This is a genomic window from Amycolatopsis sp. cmx-4-83 (genome assembly GCF_046548815.1).
Taxonomy (GTDB): Bacteria; Actinomycetota; Actinomycetes; order Mycobacteriales; family Pseudonocardiaceae; genus Amycolatopsis; species Amycolatopsis pretoriensis_A.
Map to the genome: position 1 here is coordinate 246,500 of NZ_JAEBEF010000004.1, position 20,314 is coordinate 266,813.

The window sequence follows — 20,314 nt, forward strand, 5'->3', positions numbered from 1 at the left end:
GGTACATCCGTCACCTGACGGATGTACGTGTGTCTGTCTGTTTTCCCTCGGCTAAGGCTCCTCGCAATGACCGCCACCGTCAGCTCAGCCGCGTGGACCAGCCGAGCACCGTCGCCCTGCACCCGAGACATGCACACCAGCCCTGTCGCCGGCGTCCACATCACAAACGTCCTCAATTCGGCACGCGCGCACGATCGCCAGGGCAGGCCACTCGCCGTCGGGTTGAACCGGAACACGCGGGCGTAGGCTTTCGGGGTGCGGATCGGCGAACTGTCCCAGCGCACGGGCGTCAGCCCGCGCTCACTGCGGTACTACGAAGACCAGGGCCTGCTGACCAGCGCCCGCTCCGAAGCGGGACAGCGCCACTACGCCGACACCGCGGTCCAGCGCGTCACGCTCATCCGCCGGCTGTTCGACGCGGGCATGTCCAGCCGCGTCATCGCCACCGTGCTGCCCTGCGTGGACGTCCCTGACGATCTGGATGTCGCCGAAGAGACGTTCGCGGCGATGATCCGCGAGCGCGACCGGATCGACGCCGACATCGCGCACCTGGTCGAGACCCGAAAAGCGCTCGACGTGCTGATCAAGGCCAACAGCCGGCACCGGGCACAACTGGCGCTGTGACCCGCGCCTCAGCCGGTTGCCCCTCACACCGGTGTCAGCGGTGAGGATGGCGACAGCGCCCGGAAGCACCGGGCCGGTCGGGCGAGAGGTGGCAGAAAATGGGGCAGGCGTGGGGTTTCGGCAGCTACGGCGGGCCCGAGGTGCACGAGTTCTTCGACCGGCCCGATCCCGCCCCCGGCCGCGGTGAGGTGCTGATCCGGGTCGACGTCGCCGGCGTGAACCCCCTGGACCACCTCCTGCGCTCGGGCCTGGTCCCCGGGCTCGACGGCGGGCGTCCGTTCCCCCGCGTGCTGGGCATGGAGGCGGCGGGAACCGTTCTCGCGCTGGGCGAGGACGTCGACGGGCTCGAGGTGGGTGACGCGGTCTTCGGTTTCGCGCTCACCGGCGGCGGCACCTACGCCGAGACGACGGTGCTGTCCGCGCCCAACACCGCGCGCATCCCGGCGGGGCTGTCCGCGACCGTGGCCGCGACGCTGCCGGTGGCCGGGACGACCGCGGTGGACGCGCTCGACCAGCTCGGCCTCCCGGCCGGCGCCACCATCCTCGTCAACGGCGTCGGGGGCGGGGTCGGCCTCGCCGTCGCCCGGCTGGCCGTCGCGCGTGAGCTGCGGGTGATCGGCACCGGGAGCACCGCCAAGCGCGAGCACGCCGAGGCCGTCGGCGTGCGGTTCGTCGACTACACCGCCGGGGACGTCGTCGCCGCGGCCCGCGAGCTGGTTCCGGACGGCTTCGACGGGATCGTCGACCTGGCCGGAGGCACCTCGCTGCGGACGGTCGCCCCGCTGGCCCGGGAGCCCCGCACCGTCATCTCGGTGGGCGATATGTCCGTGTCGGAGCTGGGCGGGCGTTTCGTCGAGCGTCGCCTCGACCGGGAAAGCCTGGAGCGGTCCGCCCGGCTGGCCCTGGATGGGGTCCTCGCACCCGTGATCACCGCGGTCCACCCGTTTTCCGACACCCCGGCCGCGCTCGCCACCGTCGAAAACGGTCACGCCGCGGGGAAGGTCGTCATCAAGGTGGCCTGAGGCGGGCCGCCTCCCGCGTTCCGGGGAGACGGCCCATCGAAATCAACCGCGAGCGGCGGCCGGCGGCATCAGCTTCGGGTATTCCTTCTGGAACTTCTCGATCATCGTGGCGGTCGGGACGACCCGGTTCGGGTTGCCCTGGCTCGTCGCCTGCTTCTCGCCCCACGCGCCGGCGGCCTTGCGCTGGTCGGGGGTGCCGTGGCTGTGGAAGCAGTCCCCGATGGAGGCGTCCAGGTAGGTCACCTCCTGCTGGGTGCGGGCGTCCCACGCGAAGCCCTTGGCGTGCGCGACGAAGTAGCCGCCGTAGGCGTCGGGGCCCATCTCGGAGGACTCGTTGCGCGGGTGGTTGTCGTGGGCGAAGTCGACCTGGTGGCCGTACTCGTGGCCGACCACGGACTCGACCGAGACGTCGTCGAACCCGAGGAAGTCGACGGTGTCGAGCAGGCCGTCACCGAGCGCCACGCGCTTGCCGCCGAGGCTGTCGGCCGGGGCGGAGAACGCGTTGAGGGTGATCAGCGGGTTGCGCCCGCCCTGCATCGCGGGCACTTCGTAGAGCACCTTGGTGGCGAGCGCGGCGGCGGCCTTCACCTTCGCCGGCGCGAGACCGAGGCTGAAGGTCTGCGCCATCTTCGCCTGGCTGCCGAGATCGGTGCCCTTCCAGGCGACGAGCTGGATGTTCCAGCTCTCGATGTCCCAGAAGCCGCGCAGCTTGTCGATCGTGGCGGTGGCGCGCGGGGTGTACTGGCCGTCGGTGCCGAAGACCTGCGGGGTCTTGTCGGACGCGACGCCCTGGACGTAGAGCTGGCTGAGCGCCGACAGTGCGTCGAGTGCCTGGCTCTCGAGCGGGGTGAGCTGCGAGGCGAGCTTGTTCGCGTAGGTCAGCAGCGAACCCTCGGTGCAGCCCGGGATCGGGCCCTGCGCGGCCTGGCGCTGGGGGCCGACGTGCGGGATGGGCGACTCGATGAGCCGGTCGACGCCGCTCAGCGCGCTCGCGGGCAGGCCGTTGTAGAGGTCGACGACGTCCTGGTACAGCTGCGCGACGTCCTGCTCGACGGTGGCCGGCGCGGCCGCGGCGGGAACGGCCGTGGCGAGCGCCAAAGCCGCCGCGGTGCCCGCTGCCGCCAACGTCCGGCTGAAGAATCTGGTCCGGTTCGGCAAGGTGGTTCCCCTCTTCTGCTCCGGTTCAAGATCACCAAGCACCGCCACAGTAGGGCGGTGGTTGGCGGCGAAACCGGCGCCAGGAAGAGAACCCCGAAATGGCTCACGTCTTTCGGAGGGTTTTCACCGTGCGGACATCGGCCGAAAGTACTAGGAGTTTCAGGTGGCGGTGGTCCGGTGCCCGGCCGCGTAGTGGGCGGTCCCGATCGCCCCCGCGACCGCGAGCACGAACCCCGCGGCGGCCGCGGCGGTGAAGCCACTGCGGACGCGGTCGTCCAGCAGCACCACCCCGATCAGCGAAGAGACCGCGGTGTTGGTGGTGAACATGATGGCGGTGACCGCGGTGGCGCGCCCGCGTTGCAGGGCCATCGCGAACGCGACGGCCGCCGCGAGCCCGTTGGCGATCATCGACCAGATCGCCGGCTCCAGGACGAGCCGCCAAGCCGGCCCCGACGCGTCGAGCGTCCGCGCCGAGATCCCGACGGCGCTGAACCCCAGCCCGGCGCAGAACCCCAGCACGATCGGCGCCCAGCGCCCGTCGGCGCGCTGCGCGACGAAGGCGATGGCCGCGATCACCCCCGCACCCGCCACGAGCAGCAGCTTCCAGGTGGACGGCAGCGGCTGCGCGGGACTCGGATCGGCGGACAGCCCGAGCAGCACCAGCCCCGTCGCCCCCACACCGAGAGTGGCCCACCCGGCCCCGGCCAGCCGAACACCGAGGACGGCGGAGATCGTGGCGGTGACCCCGACGCTGAACGCGAGCACGGACTGCACGAGAAAGAGCGGCAGCCGATGCAGCGCGGCGGCGGCGAAGACGAACCCGAGCAGGTCAACTCCGACCCCGAGGAAGTAGAGCGGCTGCCGCCGCAGCGCGACGAGGTCCTGGGGCGAGCCACCGAAGGCCCCGGCCCGCCGCACACCGGCGGACTCCAGAATGGACCCACTGCCCGACGCGACAGCGGCCAGCACGGCGAGGACGTATCCGAGGATCACGACAGGAGTCTGTCAGCCCGCACGGGGTCGGCTTCACCTCGGCAGCCACTTCGGACGGACGATCGTTCAGCCGACGTCACCAAGGCGACCGAGTCGATGCGGGTCGCGGAGGAATTGCTGATCGCCGGCTACCGGGGCATCCCCCTCATCGGCACCCTCCGACCAGCGGCCGGCTCCTCGCCGTGCGACCACGTGCGCCATCAGGGACTCGAAACCCAAACCCGCTGGTCAAGTGGGCCTTTTGGCTGGTCGGCGCGGCTTTGGTGGGCCCGGCGCCCGCCCAGGAGCGAGTGCCGGGTCCACTCCGGTCGGCCTTGTGGGCCGGTCAGCTTCCCGCTGGAACGGTCCCCGCCTGGTCGGTGATGGCGGTGCGGACCGAACTGTAGGCGGACACGGTGTTGGCTTTGATGCCTTCGATCCCCGCGTCGCCTCCCGGCGTCAACTGGGTCGTCCGTTCCCCGATGAACTCGCCGGTGTCGCAATCGACGATGATCTCGTAGAGATAGCCACCGTCCGGGGGTGTGACACCGAGGGCGACGCCCTTGCGGCCGTCCAGGTTCGCCACCTGCGCGGTGATCTTCAGCCCGGGGATCTTGGCCACCGCGCGGTACACCGCTTCCTTGAGATCGGCGGGTACGACACCGGTCTTCAGCAGATCGGACGCGAGTCTCAGCACACCTCCGCCGCGGGGCTTGTTCACCAGATAGGGATCTTTGAGCATGAGGTCGTAGAGCTGTTGCGGGTCACGGGGCAAGTCGGCCAGCTGCTGTTCGGTGGGTGCGCCCCATTTGTCGGCGCCCCGGCCGGCGAAGATCAACGCTTTCTCGGGGAACTGGCCACCCCGCGCGCGCCACTCACCGGACTGACGGATTTCGTTCACGTTCTGGCCCTCGGTGGTGGTGGCGGTTTGCTCGTTGCCCACCAGCCACTGCTTGTTCCCCGTCTGCCCGATCTTGAGCAGCCATTCACTGTCGAAGTCACTCGGCTGCCAGGTCTGCCTCAGCTCTTCGGCGAGGAAAGCGAACTGGCGCTCTTTGCTGGCGACCAGGTACCAGCCGCGGGTCTCGGTGTACCGGAATTTCCCTGCGGGAATGGGCGCCTCGCCCGTGACGTGGATCATGTCGGCCGCTTTGCCCAGCGCCTGCTGCACCGACGCGAATTTCACCGCCGGCACCGACGACGTCGACTGGGCCGAGGGGCCACCGTGGTCTCCGCCGGTGCTCGCCACGGTGCCGCCGACGGCAACGACCACTACCGCGGCGGCCGCCGCGCTGAGCCACCAGCGCCGTCCGGCGGGGAGCCCTGGCTTTCGGGTCGGCTCGGTCACCGGGTCGGTGTCGGCCACCAGGGTGTCCCTGCCTTCGAGTGAGCGCACTGCGTTCAACAGTGTGTTTCGTGCCTCGGCCAGGGGCTGCCGGTTGGCGAGTTCGCCGGGGCGCATCAAGATCAGCCCTTCGTCCAGCTCTTCGTCCGTCCACAAGCGGTGGACGTTGTCCTCAGTCATCGGCCTGTACTCCTTCCTCATCGCGCGCGGAGCTGGATGCCGCGGACGCCTTCAGCAAGCGCCGGGTCCGGTGCAAGCGGGAGCGCACGGTGCCGGCGGGAACACCGAGCGCCTCGCCGATCTCGGTCGGCGTCAGTTCTGCCCAACTGGTCAGCAGCAGCACGTCCAGATCGTTCGGCGAGAGTTCCGCCAACGCCCTGGCCAGGTGCTGCACCCGGGTCTGCGCGTCGATCCGTTCGGCCACCCGATCGGCATGCCCGTGCACAACCCGCCTGCTGTGCTCGTGCGCGGCCAGGTGCAACTGCCTGCGTTGGGCAGCGACCTCGTTGCGGACCTCCGTGCGCAGTAGGTTCGTCGCGATACCGAACAGCCAGGACCGGGCGCTTCCTCGCTCGGCGTCGTAGCGGTCGCGCTGCTGCAACGCGATCAGGAACGTCTCGCTGAGCAGGTCACCGGCAACGTCGACACCGATCCTCCCGACCAGATAGCGGTGCAGGACCGCGGCGTGCTCGTCGAACAGACGCCGGAAAGTCTCCTCGAGATCACCGCGACGCAGGTCAGGCCGATCACCACCGCTTGCCGGAGTTGATTGCCGCGTCATAGTCACAACAAGTATTGGGCTTGCGCGGCGGTAGCGTTGCACGCGAACGGAGGAGTCATCCGGTCGCCGACTCGGGCTGCGGTGCCGGAAGGGTGCGCGCTCGCGAACCGATCTCGACCACCCAAGCAGAGTGCGTCGATCCGCCCACGTGCAAGAAGAACTGCTCCAGCTCGGGCCTCGTCGGCGCCTCGGCGAACGTCCAGTACGCCTCGGCCTGTTCATCGACCACTGTGCCGATGTTCCCCGAGACCGTTCTCCGGCGCACTGGACCGGTACGGACTGGTCAGCAGCAGCACCGTCAGCGCGAGGCAGCCCGCGCCGATCACCCCCGCCACGGCCGGCACCGGGCCGAGCTCGTCGCGCGGTGTCACGCCGGGGCCGCGGGCGTCGGGCGGGACGACGGCGGCGGGCCTGCCGCTGCCGCCCTCCTCGGAGAGCACGGCGGTCACCGCGGACAGCGGGTTCACCGTGCCCCAGGGCAGCGCCGGGTCCGGCAGTTGCGCGGCCGGATGCGTCGCGGTGGCAGGCAGCCGGTGCTTGACCTGGGCGGCGCTCAGCGTGGGGCGGTAGGCGCGCACGAGCGCGGCGGCGTGCCGGTCTGGGTTGCGCCGCTGGTGGCGCCTGCGGTGGATGGTTGGAGCGTCGCTGACGGTGACTCATCAGATCTAGGAGCGGGACGGTCGGGCGGTGATCTGTTTACCGAAGTCCACGGCCAGCGGCCGCACTGGAGCCCGAGTTACGTGTCGCACCCGTTCCGACGACTGATCGTCAAGGCTGATCTGCCACCTGTGCGGTTCCACGACCTGCGCCACGGCGCGGCGACGCTGTCCCTGGCCGCGGGCAACGACCTGAAGGCCGTGCAGGTACTGCTCGGTCACACCAGCGTGCTCCCGTCGCTGGCTCAGGCTTGTGCGGAGACAACCGCGAGCTTGGTTCGCCGCGCCGGCTACGACCGGAGACGGAAGATCTGCAGGTCAGGTGCGAGATCTATCCGGCAACGGCGACGTCGAGCGGTCGAGCGCGGCCCGCGCTGGCAGGACTCTGGGCCGGACCCACAGCGGCCCCAGCTCGGACCCACAGAACAACAAAGCCCACCGACGGCGACCCCGAATTTACCGGGAAACCATTGGTGGGCTTTGCTTTCCGACTGTGCGCCATCAGGGACTCGAACCCCGAACCCGCTGGTTAAGAGTCGCGATCTTGACGTGTCGGGCGGTATCGAGTGATGCCAGGCAAGGTCGTTTCCTCGGTCGGCGGGTCGTGGACGTGTCGGCCTGTGTCGGGGTCGGCCGTCGCGGCCGTGCGCTCTCGGGCTCCCCTCGGGCTCGCAAATATCGGATCGTGGCAGCCGGTCCAAGCGTGTGGTGACCGGCTCGTCAAGGGGCGGTGGCTACCGCTGGGGCAGGTGGCTGAGTCGGGAGGTGCCGGGGTCGAGCCGTGGCGGGGCTCCGACAGGGACTTGCCCAAGGCCTTGCTCTGTCTCTCCAGCGCTGGTGGACCGGGCTGGCCGTCTCAGCTCGGTGTACGTCTCGTGCCGCCGTGGCCGCGAGTGTATTTCGATTCTGTGCTGGTGCGGTCCTACGGACTCGGTGGCAGGTCGCTGCTGGGCGAAGGTCGGCGGCGCGGCTTAGCGTTCGGAGCCGGCACCTGCTTCGCCCTGGTGGTGAACATCGGCTCGGCGCCGCTGCTGAGCGTGCCTTGGAGTACGGGCTGTCGAGACCGGCTCCGAGACTCGTATCGGCGATGGTGAGACCGACGAGCAAGCTCCAGATGATCGAGCCAGGCGATGAGACAGCTGAGGTTGTACACCTGACCTCGGTCTCGCACCTGGAGCGTGGCCGGCTCTGTTCGTGTGGCGCCTAGCGCGCCGTACGCCGACGACGACTCGTTGGCTGTTCGACTGGCGATCTGCAAAGCCTTGACGATCCTCCAGGTCAGGATTCCGGCGTCGATCACAGTCCCGGACATGGCCACCACCGAGACGATCGACATCCGCCGGTGACTGGACGCGGCGACGCTGCTTGGGGGAGGTGAAGTCGAACGGCTGTGGACGGTGCTGCCTTTGACTGTTCAGGACGCCACGGCGGACCTCCGCCTACCGGTCGTGTTCCGGGTCACCCGCGAATTGACAGTTCTGGTGGCCGGCCGTCAATGGACCGTCGGCTACGTCATCAGCACGCCGAAGCCGCTTCGTTTAGCTCGATTGGATCGGATGGGGGACGCGTCGTTCTCGCGCCCGGCACGAACGCCCGGGTACGAGTGACGCTGGCGGTTGATGCCGCCGCGCAAGTGCGAGCACGGTCGGGGGAGGTCCAGTTCGCCCGCCTCGCTCCTGAAGCATGATCGGTCGTTACACAGGAGACCGTCTGACGATGGCTTTTGACCTGAATTTCGCTCATCAGCCTGCGAACTTCTCGACGTAGTCGCCTTCGACCCCGAGGGCGCGCACGAACCGGTACATCAAGCGTTTGGTCACGGCACCGGGCCGCTCTCGCAGTTCCCCGGTGACCGCGGTTGTTCCCGCGACGTGGTCCGTGCCGCTGTATCGAGTTACGGCGTCGATGTCCACAAAGGACGTACGTGTCGCCTTGGCCGAGGCAACGCCTGCCATGTTGGTCACGCCCACTACGAATTGCCACTGTCCGCCGTAGCCGAATCGGGAACCAACAGTGCCGGCCAAGGATATCATGCCTTCGACCAACCCCACTACGTCATTGTCCCACACCAAAAGAGGTGACCGGAGTCGAAGTTCCGCACAGTGACGAATCCGGTGGCGAACAAGGCCATCGAACCGTCGTCGGAAAGCTCGACATCGAGACGCGTCCCGCCGTTGTGGCTGCGACGCGATGGATTGATCCGGCGGGCGGTTATTTCGTAGGAGTGCCAGCCGCGGCCGGTGGCCCGGGGTTCGTTTCCGTACAGGGCACTTCTCCAGCCCGGGGTCGCGTCGGCGAAGGCCTTGTGCACGATCGGCGTCAGCTCGTCGGTCGCCAGGTGCGCAGTCAGTAGCTCCGGAGGGCCGGCGAGGGGAGTGGCCACGACGTAGCAGCGTGCTCCTTCCGATGCTCCCTCGGGGGCCGGGTCCCTGGCGATCTCGGCCTCGATGACCTGCTCGGCGGTTCGCTGCCTTGTCGAGCGAGCGGAGAACAGCCGCATGACCTCCGGGTCGGAGAGGTAGTGTTTGGTTTTGTCCCCTCGGCCGAGGTACCTGCCGTCGACCATGTGGGGTGCCAACGGACTGGGCGGCACGAGCCTGGCGAAGGCCCGGGTGGTCATCGCCGAGCACGACGAACTGGGTGCACTCGACGGATGGCTCCGGCAGGCCCATCCCGAACTCGCCGACCGGATCGCCGAAGCAGGCGGTTCGGACTGGCCGCTCAGGCTTGCATCCATCGAGCAAGTCTGGGCCTGGGCGGCGGCGGAGCGGTTCGTCCGGGGCCGGCACGAAGAGGCCCGGGACACCCAGCGGGAGGCCGACCTCGAGGCCGCGAAACACCGGCTTCGCACGACCACCGCGGAACTTGCCACCGAGCAGGCGTGGCACCGCTGCCTGGCGACGATGAACGACGGTGCGAGCCGCGCGCTCAAGAGTTACGAGTTCTTCGCCAAGCGCCAGGGAGGCGGCCGAGGTCCGACCTCCGTGCACTACCGGGCGGCGGCTCGGTCGGCGATCGCAGTGGCCAAGACCGAGGTCCCGGCGTGGGTGATGCCGATCGAAAAGGTGGCCGAACTGTTCCCGGCCAGGCAGCACACCTTCGACGTCGTGATCGTCGACGAGGCCAGTCAAGCCGCGCCCACGGCGTTGTTCCTGCTCTGGCTGGCCCCGAGGATCATCGCGGTCGGCGACGACAAGCAGTGCACGCCGACCGGCAACCAGCACGACCACGCGAAGATGCTCGACCGGTTGCGGACCGAGTTCCCCGAGCTTCCCGCGCACGTCCTGAACTTCCTCGCGCCCAATGGGAACCTCTACAACATCCTCGGCAGCGCGTTCCCCGCGACCGTCCGGTTGCAGGAGCACTTCCGGTGCATGCCCGAGATCATCTCGTTTTCGTCCAAGGAGTACTACCAGGGAACACTGGTTCCGTTGCGGCCGCACGGCTTCGACCGCTTGGACCCCATACGAGTCGACTACGTTCCGGACGCCTTTACGACCGGCCAAGGCGACGACCTGATCAACCGCGCAGAAGCCGAGCGCGTCGCCGATCTCGTTACCGCCTGTGCGGGAGATCCGGCATACACCACACGGACGTTCGGGGTCATCGCTCTGCAAGGCAGCAAGCAGCGGAAACTGATCGAACGCCTCATCGCCGAGCGGCTGTCGGAGGAGGAGGTGGACCGGCGGGAGATCGTGGTCGGCGACGCCTCCGACTTCCAGGGCGACGAACGCCATGTCATGTTCGTCTGCACGGTGGTGGCGGGAAAGACGAAGCAGTACCCGAACAGCCTGCCCTTCGCGCAGCGGCTCAACGTGGCCGTCAGCCGTGCGATGGACCAGATGTGGCTGGTGACATCCCTGTCCGACGGCGATCTGACTCCGGAAGACCAGCGGTACCGGATGATCAGCCACTACATGGGCTTCGAGAACCCCGGTGCAGAGGCACCGGAAGTGGCGTCCCTTTCCTCGACGACCTTGTGCGATCCCTTCGAGTCGTTGTTCGTCCAGCAGGTCTACCGCTTGATCCGGCTGCGGGGGTTCCACGCCGACCCGATGACCCGGTTCGGGGAACGCACGGTCCACGTGGTCGTGCGCGGGAGCGGAACCTCGGTCGCGGTGATGTGCGACGAACACCTGGGGCTGCCCGCGGAGCGGAGGCACGCGGACGACGAAGCCCTCCGTGACATGCGGCGAGCGGGCTGGCCCTTCTGCCGGATTTCGCACAGCCAATTCCTCCTGGACGAGGAACTGGCTCTCGAACCACTGTGGAAAGTGCTCGCCGAATCCGGGGTGCACGGAGAGGAGAACGCCCAGTGGAGCCGCTCGACGAGCGAACGCTGACCGCCGTGGCCGCGTTGATCTGCGGTGACGACAGCCAGTACTACCGCCGCTCCAAGGATCTGGTCGAATTTTTCCGGCGGGCGGGATGGGCTGTCCCGGACGATCTCGGCGGCGCCAGCCGTCGGCTGTGGACCGTGGGTGTGCTGCGGGATCACCGGGGCGACACCGAAGGCGTGGCGCGCGTTCTCCTCCGGTTGGCGGATCGCCGCGAGTACCCGGCCGATGACGACACGGCCGACGAGGTCCGTCGGCGCCTCAACCGGCTGCTCGCCGCAGAGAACCTGCACGTGGCTTACGGAGAGGACAGACGTCCTCGACTGTGCCAGGGGTTGGATGCCGCACCGGTAGCCGACGAGCTGCGCAGCAAAAAACTGCTGTACTCGCTCGAGGACATCGTCACCGACGCGAGCCTGTTGCCGTTGCTCGTGCAGCGGATCGACGAGTTCGAGACCTGCCGCGCGAGTGGTTGCCACCTCGCGGCGATGATCCTCATGGGCAGCCTCATGGAGGGGCTGCTCCTCGACGCCGCCGAATCCCGGCCGGTTCCGGACGAGATCTGGGCGGAACCGGCCTTCCGGCAGAAGCGCATTCGCAAGCCGGACTCGAGCCGCGACTGGACGCTGCACGCCCTGATCCACGTGGCGTACCGGCTTTCGTGGATCGACGTCGACGCGTACAAGATCGTCGAGGCGTTGCGGTACTTCCGGAACCTCGTTCACGCCAACGAGCAGCGCGCGGTCATCGGGGACGTTCCCGATGCCGACACGGTCGACATGTACTGGCCTGCCGTCATCGGGGCCATCAACGACCTCGGCCGGACCAGGCCGGGTCGTGGCGGGGCGGGCACGCGTCGTAACCCCGGCGGCGAGAACCCGTGGCGAAAGGCAGGAGGCGCCGGGAGCCGCTGATGATGGCCGGCCTGCCGGACAATCGACGAGCCTCACCTTCCGGATGTGCGACATCGTCAAATGGCACGTTACGCCGTGACGGCGACGAGGCCCATACCCGATGTTGCTCGCGTCTGCGGGAACAGCGGACAAGGCCACTGGAGGTGGCGTTCAGCGAGGTGCGTGTTGGATGGGCAGGATCCGGCTGGTCCTCTCGCCGGGTACGGCGATGTTGATCGGATCGGGTTCATCCGGTGGGAAGTCGGGCAGGGCGATCCAGTGGTGTTCGGCGAGCTCATATGCGGTGATGGGGGGTCGCGGTGGAATGTGCAAGCCGAGCAGGAGGTGTCGGCGCGCCACGGGAAGTGCGGTGTCGTCGGCGATCAAGTGGACTTTGAGGTCGCGCGCGGTGTTGACGAGGGCCTTGACGATGGCCCGCTCGGCGTCGACGCGGTCGAGGTCGCGGTCGTCGAGTTTGGCCAGGACGTCGGCGGGGATCACCGCGAACTTCCATCGGTGGCGCGTGAGCACGGCGAGTGGCGTGTGGATGTCGCCGTAGGCGGTGAGAGCGAGGTGCACGCCGATGTCCCCGAGCCGGTGCAGATGTTCGTCGATGCCGATGACGGAGGCGAAGGCCGCGGCGGGAATACCGAGAACCAGCTGCGACGGTGGTACCGGCCCGGCATGCAAGGTCGCGGCGAGCCGGTCGTCGAGGTATCGGTCGCGCAGGATCTGCTCGGGGAGATCGAGCAGCACGTGTGGAGTCGTGTGACGCCGACTTGTCCGCCACAGAGCGAGGTCGCGGCACAATGCGGGCAGCATGTGGTCGATGACCTCATGGGTGAGACCGGTGGCGCCGGCGAGGTCGTCGAGCTCGGCAAAGGTGTGTTCAGTGCCGTCGGTGTCTATCCAGGCCGGCACTGCGTGCGCGCCTGCGACACCGGGTTTGTCGAGGCTTTGGATGTCGCGGTAGAGCATTACGAACCGGCCGGCAGCCAGGGCGGCGCGAGCGCGTGTCAGCAGTGCGGCCCGGTCGGCGATGTTGCCCGGCTCCTCCTCGCCCATCATGCCGGGGGTTTCCCACGTCAGCATGGGGGGAGCAGGAAGGCCGGCTCGAGCGGTCCGAATCGCCGCGTTCGCACCACCGGAGCGCTGGGGTTCGACCGAAGCAAGTGCCAGGTGCGGCCGGATCAAGGCATACCGCTCGCCGAGTGGTACAGGCTCGGCCATTGCGTCGCCGAAGCGCGACAACCAGCGCCGGAACCCGGCGCTGTGGTGCCGCTCGTTGACCAGGACGATCAGGTCGTGCCCGCGTCCGCCGACCTCGGCGCGCCAGGAGTGTCCCAGCGTGGCTTCGATCCGGTCGGTGATTGCGGCGCGCAGCGCGTCGAGCTCGGTAACGGCCAGCAGTCGGGTGGACGTGCGGTTCGGCAGGCGGATCACTACGAGGAGCTTCGCGCCCGGGGCGGCTCGGGCAGCGTCGACTTTGGCCAGAAAATCGATGTCGACCTCGTCCATGGTGGCCCCGGCCGCGGCGGAGCCGTGTGTGTGGAGTACGAGGGGAAGCCCTGCGGGATCGAAGTGGGCGTACCGCCCGGTGGCGAGATCGCGTTCCGCGGCGGCGTAGAGCACGTCGTTCTCGGTCGGCGCGGGCACCGGGTTCGCGTCGCGCGTGTCGCCGAACAGCCGACGCTGCAGATGATGTCCCGCGTTGTGGCGTAAGTGATCGGACATGCTCAACGGGCTGCTCCTCCCGGTGCCGGGTCGTCACCCGGGCCGCTCGTGCGTGGATTCCGGTTGCCGCGGGCGCGCCAATCGGTCAACCTCTTGCGTCCGTTGCTCCGGTTACGGCGGATCGAGTCCGGACTGCCGCCGAGCCGGTCGCTGACTTCGGTGGTCGAGTAGCCGAAGACCTGTAGCAGGACGGTGGCGAATTCGCGGGCGGGCAGTTCCTCGGCCGCGTACTGCAATGTCTCGCGCAATTCGAGGTGTTTCTCCGTGTCCACTGTGGAACTCCACAGTGGGACGGCGTACTCGCCGAGTTCGTCGGGCGACTCGCGGGAACGGCGCAAGACGTCCAGCGCGAGGTTCTTCGCGATCGCCAACGCCCATGCTTCCCGGGACTTGACCGGCCGTCTCCAAGTCAGCCACACGCGGACGAGCGCCTCGTCGGCGACGAGCACGTAATCCTCTTGCGGAATGGTCCGGGCGAGATGCCAAAGGAGTGTTCCGCGGTAGTCGCGAAAGAATTTCTGATATTCGGCGAGTTCCTGACCGGTCTGCGCGCTGTGCTCCGGTGGCGGAGGACCATCGTCACTCACGTCGTCGGCGACCCGCTCGGGCGGGACGGACGGTTGAGGATTCGCACGTCGAGGCCGGGGCGGCGAACGCGCCACTCGATCTCGCCACCTGCGGCGAGTACACGGATCGAGAACAGGACAGCGTGACGGTGCTTGACGAGACGCGCCAGCGCGCGCACCGCGCTGAGGAACGTCGACCACAGCCAGCGGCTGGCCAGTGACGTGCCGGCAGCAGCGAACGCGGTCACCAGGTACGACACCGGGTGACCCTCCTTCCGGGGAACGGGACGCGCTCCACCGCGCGTCCTTCACCCTCATGACGTGGACCGTAGCGTACTCGTGCACACCCTTCACCCGATCGTGTAAGGCAAGGCGAACCAAGCGACCTGCGGCGCCGTACCGGCCAATGGGGACGAAGAGCAGCTCGCCGAGGCGCTGGTTCGGCTACGCCCTGCCGGGGTTCAGTCTTCGAGTCGACGACGCACGCTCTGGAACCGGCAGCTGTTCGCCATCGACGTCTCCGTCTACAACGCACTGGAGGCGGCCGGTTCCGCTATGAGCTGGTTGCGGTCGAGGAGCTTGTGCCGCCGGCTGATGTCGCCGATGCGCTGGCGCTGGACGTCGGCGCAGCTGCGATCGTGAGGCGCCGAGTTTTCTTCCATCACGAGCAGCCGGTCGACTTGTCCTCCTGCTGCTGTCCGGCCGAGACCGCGGCCGGCACCAGGCTCGCTCGCGGGCCAAGATCCGCGGCCGCGCGTGCCAGGACGTCCAGGAGGTCGAGACCCTTCCGCTGTCTGAGGGGATGCCGATGGTCAGGCAACTGCGCATGATCTGCAGCGACGAGCAGCGGCCAGTCGAAGCATCGGCGCTCGCCAAAGGGGGCACGCCAGTACGAACTGCACTACCGGTAGGAAATCAGTTCGACCTCACTGTGCTCCACCGGATCGTCGGCTTTGGCGTCGGCTGCGCGTTCGCGACTCGCGTTCGGCATGACGTTTGCCCAGCTTGACGACCGGTTCCGAAGCTCTGGGAAATGCCGACATGTTCCCCCGGCGCCGATGGCCGCCAGGCCATCTGGAGAAGCGTGCGCCGCAGGCGCTCCGTCGAGGCGCACTCGTCGCGAGTGGCGCGCTTTGACGCGTGAGCACCACGGTGGCCGCGACCCTGATCGCGGTGTTCGTCCTCCACCGACACTTGCATTCCCCACCACCCGCGTCCGTGGCCCGTCTGATCTGCCCTCGGCCATTGGCTCGTTAGGCAGGTACGTCGACTTCGGACTTCGAGATCGACGTGCGGGGCGAAGTATCCTCAGCTGCCAGCGAGGGTGTTTCTCCTCAGTTGATCGCGGGCCTGGCGTAGCGGGCGAAAGCCGGGTGGACGCCATGCCGCGCGGTCAGGATGGGCGGCTCGCCTTCAAGACTTCCCTGGCGTATTCGACCGTGCCCGCACAGTCGAGCACGACGGAGGCGAAGTGGTCGCGCAGCAGCGCCTCGCTCAACCAGTTGTCGAACGAGCCGGAGAAAGGCCCCTCAGATTATCAACGGTGAGGTCGGCGGAACAGCTGCCAGCGGCCGACCGACAGCACGGGGAGAACGGGCTCGGCCGCCACTGGGTGAACAGGCCGGTTCAGTTCCCGCAATGCCTTGATCAGGTCGGCACACACGGTCAGCTTCGCCAGGACGAGCGCGTGCTGGCGGTTGATGAGAACGAGTTCGACCCGAGCCGCTTTGCTGCCCAGCCAGCAGAGGAACACGTGCCACAACCCGAAGGCGACAGCCAGTGCCACTGTGGTGGGGGCGCCCGGATTCAGCTGCGCGGCGCTCAAGCCGATGGCCGTTCCGGACAGGACCACTCCGATCCCGAGCGGGAGGACGAAGGCGCGTCTCTGGCCGTGCCAGACCCACCGCCAAGCGGCGCGCCGGTCGAGGTCGTCCCGGACGCGTCCGGTCCAGCCGACCGGATCGTGGTCCCGCGCGGGTGGCCATTCTTCCTCGGCGACGGGTGATCGCATGCCCGGCCGGACTCGTCCGTCTGAGGTTGTCAAGCCGCGCACCAGTGGCCTGCGGCGGAGTTCGGCGAGGATCTGATCGTAGTCGTCGATGACCTCGGCCGGCGCCGGTCCGGCCTGCAGCTGCTTCCGTACGGTCGCTTCGAGTACGAACGGGCTGGTGATCCATGCGCGGAGCGGGCGAGAAGCCCAGTAGCCGACGACCAAGCCGCCGCCTTGGACCAGGACCAGTGCGATGCCGAGCAGGAACACCGGCACGATCGACCACGTGAACTGGACCTTGCTGTTCACGACGTACATCGATGCGCCGAGGCCGGCGAACGCGCCGGCCACGGTGTTGACCATGCCCATCATGGACAGCTGGGCGAACAGGCTCGATCGATTGCGGACGTCTTCGACGTGATCGCCCGTCGTCCACCGCAGCCGCCGGTTGGCGGACCGCGACAGAACGGCCGTGACGGCCACCGACATCACCAGCCACAGGTCGGTCAGCACGAGCGCGAACACCGTGATGACCAGTGCGACGATCATGACTCCTCACGGTACCGATCGGACGCGGTGTGTGCCCATGACAGCAGGCTCACCGGTCGATACGGTGTGACCAAGCAGGGTGAGGGGGCTGGTTTTGGCTGGTGGGCACAGGCCGCGTCGGGCGGTGCCGTTCCTGGATCGGGTGCCGCCGCGGCAACTGATCCACGAGTTCCTCGCGACTCGGCGGGACCGGGAGCGGCCGGGGCTGGTGTGCGTGCACGCCCGGGCCGGGCTCGGGAGCTACAGCCTCGCCGCCGAGGTGTGCGAAGACCATCTGGCGCACGACGGCGCTTACGTCGAAGTGCAGGCGACCACGGTGGACGGGCAAGCCGTGCCTCCGGGCGTGCTGCTGGGGCAGGCACTGCGCGGTCTCGGGCTGGCGGAGCCGGACCTGCCGGCGTCGGACACCGAGCGGGCGCACGCCTATCAGCGGAAGTCCGCGGGGCGGCGCTTCGTTCTGCTGGTCAAGGACGTCGTCGCTGCCGAGCAGGTCGAGCCGCTGATCCCGCACGCCGCGCCCGACGCGGTGGTGCTGGTGACCAGCCGCCGGGCTCTGCGGCGGCTCTACCCGCACGGCTTCCTCGCCGTCCCGCTGGACGGGTTGCCGACGGAGCAGGCGCGCGAGCTGATGCTCACCAGCCTGGGGCAGACGGCCGCGCAGCTGGAAGCCGCTCTGGTGGACGAGCTGTGCGACCTGTGCGACGGGCACCCTCTGCTCATCCGGCTGGTGGCCGCGCACCTCCTGGGCCGGGCCCGGGCAGCGGAACCGCTGGTCGCGCGGGTGCGGCGGTCCCGGGCCGCGCTGCTGGAGCTGGACGTGGCGCAGCCGGTCGCGTCAGCGCTCAAGCTCGCTTACGACGGATTGTCGGACGTCCATCGCCGGGCGTACCGGCGCGTGTCGCTCATTCCAGGGCCGGGCTTCACGGCGGCCGCGGCAGCGATCGCCTGCCACACCGACGTGCTGAGCGCGGCCGAGCTGCTCGACGAGCTGGTCGACGCGTGCCTGCTGGCATTCGACGAAGTCACCGACCGCTACGCGTTCCACGCCGTCGTTCGTGAGCACGCCCGGCTACGAGCCTTCGACGACGAAGACAGCGACGTTCGCGACGCGATCGTCGCCGACATCGTCGAGTGGTACCTCCTGGAGGCGGTGCCTCGTGACGCGGCGTTGTCGGGTCGTTGGCGGGTCGGTGACGTCTTCGTCGCTGTGCGGCAGCCGTTGCCATCGAGGGATGACGCGATCAGGTGGTTCGAGGCGGAGTGGCAGAACCTCGTGGCCTGCGTCTCCGCCGCCGAGCACGTCGAACGCCACGAGGCCGCCTGGCAGCTGTGCGTCGCGTTGTTCAAGTTCCTGCACATGCACGGGCACACCGCGGCCTGGCTGGAAAGCCACCGTCTGGGTCTCGCCGCAGCCGAACGAACCGGTGACCTCCCGGCGATCATGCAGGTGACCAACCAGCGCGGCGCGGCGTGGGTCGCTATCGGTGACTACGACGCCGCGAAGGCCGATTTCTCGGCTTCGCTGGCAGCCGCCGAGTCCGCCGGGCACGTGCTGGGCAAGCAGTCCAATCTGGAGTGGCTCGGCAAGGTCGCGGCCCGGCGGGGTGACTTCGAAGAGGCGTTCGCCAGGTACGACGAATCCGAGCGGGTGATCGAAACGGCGGGCTCGGCTATTTCCGCGGACCAGTCCGCTCGCATGCGGGCATTGCTGAACCTGCAGCGGGCTCGTGCCCACCAGCAGTCGGATGACGCACCGGCCGCGAGGGGTGCGGCGACCCGTGCGCTGAGCTGGTTCGCCGCGACCGGTGAGCGAGAGAACCAGGCCAAGTGCCTGCTGGTACTGGGAGAGCTGGCCGAAGACTCGGCCGCGCATCGCGAGGCTGCCGAGCTGTTCGAGGCGGACGGCCTCCGCAGGCCGGCTGCCGAAGCGTGGCACCGTGTCGGGCAGCGCGACGCCGATCCGGCCGTTCTCGAGCGAGCACGTCGGCTCTACGCGGAACTGGGCGATCGCCGGGAGGACGACGTCAAAGCCGATCTTGACCGACTGCGGTGATCTCGACGGCAGTCCGTCCGATGTGGACGGTGATCGGGCCGCCGAGAGAGCGGCCCGCCTCGAACCAGGGGAGTAGGGCGGCGGCTGCCTCGGGGAAGGCCTGGACGACCGTCGTTTCACCCGAGCGTTTCGTGATCCGGCAGTGTGCCTGATCGATGCTTTGCACCACGAGACGGCAGACCGGCTGCGCGCCGAACACCGCGGCCGGCTCGGGCCCGTTCCCGGCCGTGAGCACGACCGCGGCGAGGGCGTGGAGGTCGCGGCGAGGGTGGTCGGAAGCGACCACCAGGTAGCCGTCCAGCTCCGCCGGTGGGCCGCCGTGCGGTGACGTGACATCGGCGGGCCAGCGGTCCAGGCGAACCGTGCGGTCGCCGACGGTGTCGGTGACCGCCCACCAGGCCCTGACAGCCCGCCGAGCGGGTACGAGGTCTTCCGGTTCGTACGCTGGGACGAGCGCGGCAGCCGTGGGCTCCGGCAGGGTCATCAAGTTGTAGAAGACGCTCCGGAGGCGGTCGGCGGAGTCCCCTGGTGCGGACGTCGCGAGACTGCGGATTTCTCGGTGACCGACCGGTGGTGCCACGGCTTGGAGCAGCTGGGGGACCAGCGGAGTGTGCTGGTCCAGCCGCGGGTAGTGGCGGCCGAGGGCACCGATCGCCGAATCGGCGACCACGTCGTTCTCGGGGAAGGTCGCCAGCAACACGGGCTTGCCGAGCGCTGCGGCGTAGCCGGTGACGGCGCCGTGGTCACCGATGACGACGTCCGCTGCGAGGAGCGCCTGCTGCCAGCCACGGGTGGGTGGCACGAGGCGGAGGCCGGCGCGCAGGCAGTCGCCGAGCCAAAGTTCGATCTGCGCGGGGCCGTGGGCGTACCAGACGTTGGGGTGCAGGGCGGTGGAAACGACGTAGCTGTCGAGGTCGAGGTCGGCCAGCACCCGGGACAGCAGTTCCGGGAACCGGCCGAACAGCGAACGGGGTCCCCACGTCGAGGACACGAAGACGACGGTTTGATTCGGACCGGCATCCAGTCTTTCGCGGCAGGCGTTGCGCGCGGCAGAGCTGGCGAGCAGCCGGTCGAAACAGGGATCCCCGCCGACGACCGCGGCGGGTACGGCGGCCGGCACCGCAGCGGCGAGCCGCTCGATTTCCTTGTCGTGGGTCAGGATGATGGCGGTCGGAACCACCGCGCCACCCTGGAGCAGCGATTGCGCGGAAAGGCCGTACACGTCCGGCGTCCGGCGTCCGGCGTCCGGCGTCCGGCGTCCGGCGTCCGGCGTCCGGTTGAAGTATTTAGTGTAGCCAATTCCGTGGGACAACACCGCGAGCGGCGCGGCGATTTCGTGCAGGTTCCCACTATTGTGTACTGAAATGGCGAGGTCGAATTCAAGCGTGAGCGCTTGCTGCCACGGCAGTACAACGGCGCCGCGGAGGTTCAGTTCGTGCTCGACACCGGACTCAGCGGCCGAAGCGCCGGGAATGGTGTGGACGAGCTGTACCCGCCGGTCTGAGTCGAACACGGTCAGCACGTCGTCCAAGCGGTTGAGCGCGGTGACGGTGTGGGCAACCACGAGAACCGTCCGCTCGACCGGCGCCGTGTTCCAGCGCCGGCTCTGCGGCCCGACCGGGACCTTGACCCAT

At 68.7% G+C, this 20,314-nt stretch carries 19 protein-coding genes; 6 read left to right on the forward strand and 13 right to left on the reverse strand.

The window, feature by feature from the left end:
- Positions 1-255 precede the first annotated feature (255 nt).
- Together ACLJQM_RS13695 and ACLJQM_RS13700 are read left to right on the forward strand one after the other, a co-directional pair.
- Positions 256-624: a MerR family transcriptional regulator gene (locus ACLJQM_RS13695; protein WP_360773912.1), complete on the forward strand. Its 369-nt coding sequence runs from the start codon at positions 256-258 to the stop codon at positions 622-624.
- A gap of 98 nt (positions 625-722) precedes the next feature.
- Positions 723-1,646 carry an NADP-dependent oxidoreductase gene (locus tag ACLJQM_RS13700; RefSeq protein WP_410631488.1) on the forward strand — a complete coding sequence of 308 codons (924 nt, stop codon included), beginning with the start codon at positions 723-725 and terminating at the stop codon, positions 1,644-1,646.
- A gap of 42 nt (positions 1,647-1,688) precedes the next feature.
- Here ACLJQM_RS13700 and ACLJQM_RS13705 read toward each other — a convergent pair whose 3' ends face one another.
- The 6 genes from ACLJQM_RS13705 to ACLJQM_RS13730 all read right to left on the reverse strand — a co-directional run bounded on the left by ACLJQM_RS13705 (position 1,689) and on the right by ACLJQM_RS13730 (position 6,480).
- Positions 1,689-2,804 carry a hypothetical protein gene (locus ACLJQM_RS13705; protein WP_410631489.1) on the reverse strand — a complete coding sequence of 372 codons (1,116 nt, stop codon included), beginning with the start codon at positions 2,802-2,804 and terminating at the stop codon, positions 1,689-1,691.
- A gap of 159 nt (positions 2,805-2,963) precedes the next feature.
- On the reverse strand, positions 2,964-3,797 hold the full coding sequence (locus ACLJQM_RS13710; RefSeq protein WP_410631490.1) for a hypothetical protein: 834 nt from the start codon (positions 3,795-3,797) through the stop codon (positions 2,964-2,966).
- 325 nt (positions 3,798-4,122) lie between these two features.
- Positions 4,123-5,301 carry a CU044_5270 family protein gene (locus ACLJQM_RS13715; RefSeq protein WP_410631491.1) on the reverse strand — a complete coding sequence of 393 codons (1,179 nt, stop codon included), beginning with the start codon at positions 5,299-5,301 and terminating at the stop codon, positions 4,123-4,125.
- Entirely contained in the window at positions 5,294-5,902 is a 609-nt protein-coding gene (locus tag ACLJQM_RS13720; RefSeq protein ID WP_410631492.1) for an RNA polymerase sigma factor, read from the reverse strand. The genes ACLJQM_RS13715 and ACLJQM_RS13720 overlap by 8 nt, the downstream gene beginning before the upstream one ends.
- A gap of 55 nt (positions 5,903-5,957) precedes the next feature.
- Complete coding sequence (locus ACLJQM_RS13725; RefSeq protein ID WP_410631493.1) at positions 5,958-6,131, reverse strand: hypothetical protein; 174 nt, start codon at positions 6,129-6,131, stop codon at positions 5,958-5,960.
- On the reverse strand, positions 6,121-6,480 hold the full coding sequence (locus tag ACLJQM_RS13730; protein ID WP_410631823.1) for a hypothetical protein: 360 nt from the start codon (positions 6,478-6,480) through the stop codon (positions 6,121-6,123). Before ACLJQM_RS13730 ends, ACLJQM_RS13725 begins: the two co-directional genes overlap by 11 nt.
- Between ACLJQM_RS13730 and ACLJQM_RS13735 the strand changes: the two genes are divergently transcribed.
- Positions 6,412-7,128 (forward strand): tyrosine-type recombinase/integrase, encoded by a 717-nt coding sequence (locus tag ACLJQM_RS13735; protein WP_410631811.1) that lies wholly within the window; start codon positions 6,412-6,414, stop codon positions 7,126-7,128. The two genes, ACLJQM_RS13730 and ACLJQM_RS13735, sit on opposite strands and share 69 nt — an antisense overlap.
- A gap of 1,172 nt (positions 7,129-8,300) precedes the next feature.
- Here the strand turns inward: ACLJQM_RS13735 and ACLJQM_RS13740 are convergent.
- Both ACLJQM_RS13740 and ACLJQM_RS13745 read right to left on the reverse strand, forming a co-directional pair.
- Entirely contained in the window at positions 8,301-8,609 is a 309-nt protein-coding gene (locus ACLJQM_RS13740; RefSeq protein ID WP_410631494.1) for a hypothetical protein, read from the reverse strand.
- Positions 8,609-9,124: a hypothetical protein gene (locus tag ACLJQM_RS13745; protein ID WP_410631495.1), complete on the reverse strand. Its 516-nt coding sequence runs from the start codon at positions 9,122-9,124 to the stop codon at positions 8,609-8,611. The genes ACLJQM_RS13740 and ACLJQM_RS13745 overlap by 1 nt, the downstream gene beginning before the upstream one ends.
- Here ACLJQM_RS13745 and ACLJQM_RS13750 point away from each other — a divergent pair.
- On the forward strand, positions 9,123-10,901 hold the full coding sequence (locus ACLJQM_RS13750; protein ID WP_410631496.1) for an AAA domain-containing protein: 1,779 nt from the start codon (positions 9,123-9,125) through the stop codon (positions 10,899-10,901). The genes ACLJQM_RS13745 and ACLJQM_RS13750 overlap by 2 nt on opposite strands.
- On the forward strand, positions 10,874-11,809 hold the full coding sequence (locus ACLJQM_RS13755; protein ID WP_410631497.1) for a hypothetical protein: 936 nt from the start codon (positions 10,874-10,876) through the stop codon (positions 11,807-11,809). Before ACLJQM_RS13750 ends, ACLJQM_RS13755 begins: the two co-directional genes overlap by 28 nt.
- Before the next feature lie 150 nt (positions 11,810-11,959).
- Here the strand turns inward: ACLJQM_RS13755 and ACLJQM_RS13760 are convergent, their stop codons facing one another.
- The 4 genes from ACLJQM_RS13760 to ACLJQM_RS13775 form a co-directional block, all read right to left on the reverse strand.
- Complete coding sequence (locus ACLJQM_RS13760) at positions 11,960-13,522, reverse strand: EAL domain-containing protein (protein ID WP_410631812.1); 1,563 nt, start codon at positions 13,520-13,522, stop codon at positions 11,960-11,962.
- 2 nt (positions 13,523-13,524) lie between these two features.
- A complete protein-coding gene (locus ACLJQM_RS13765) occupies positions 13,525-14,109 on the reverse strand; it encodes a sigma-70 family RNA polymerase sigma factor (RefSeq protein ID WP_410631498.1) in 585 nt (194 codons plus the stop codon).
- The gene (locus tag ACLJQM_RS13770; RefSeq protein WP_410631499.1) at positions 14,106-14,348 is read right to left on the reverse strand and encodes a hypothetical protein; all 243 of its coding nucleotides are present in this window, start codon (positions 14,346-14,348) and stop codon (positions 14,106-14,108) included. The genes ACLJQM_RS13765 and ACLJQM_RS13770 overlap by 4 nt, the downstream gene beginning before the upstream one ends.
- A 1,277-nt stretch (positions 14,349-15,625) precedes the next feature.
- Complete coding sequence (locus ACLJQM_RS13775) at positions 15,626-16,627, reverse strand: hypothetical protein (protein WP_410631500.1); 1,002 nt, start codon at positions 16,625-16,627, stop codon at positions 15,626-15,628.
- A gap of 124 nt (positions 16,628-16,751) precedes the next feature.
- Between ACLJQM_RS13775 and ACLJQM_RS13780 the strand changes: the two genes are divergently transcribed.
- Positions 16,752-18,680 (forward strand): NB-ARC domain-containing protein, encoded by a 1,929-nt coding sequence (locus tag ACLJQM_RS13780; protein ID WP_410631501.1) that lies wholly within the window; start codon positions 16,752-16,754, stop codon positions 18,678-18,680.
- On the opposite strand, the gene ACLJQM_RS13785 is transcribed toward ACLJQM_RS13780, so the two are convergent.
- A complete protein-coding gene (locus ACLJQM_RS13785; RefSeq protein ID WP_410631502.1) occupies positions 18,652-20,211 on the reverse strand; it encodes a hypothetical protein in 1,560 nt (519 codons plus the stop codon). The two genes, ACLJQM_RS13780 and ACLJQM_RS13785, sit on opposite strands and share 29 nt — an antisense overlap.
- Positions 20,212-20,314: the final 103 nt, after the last annotated feature.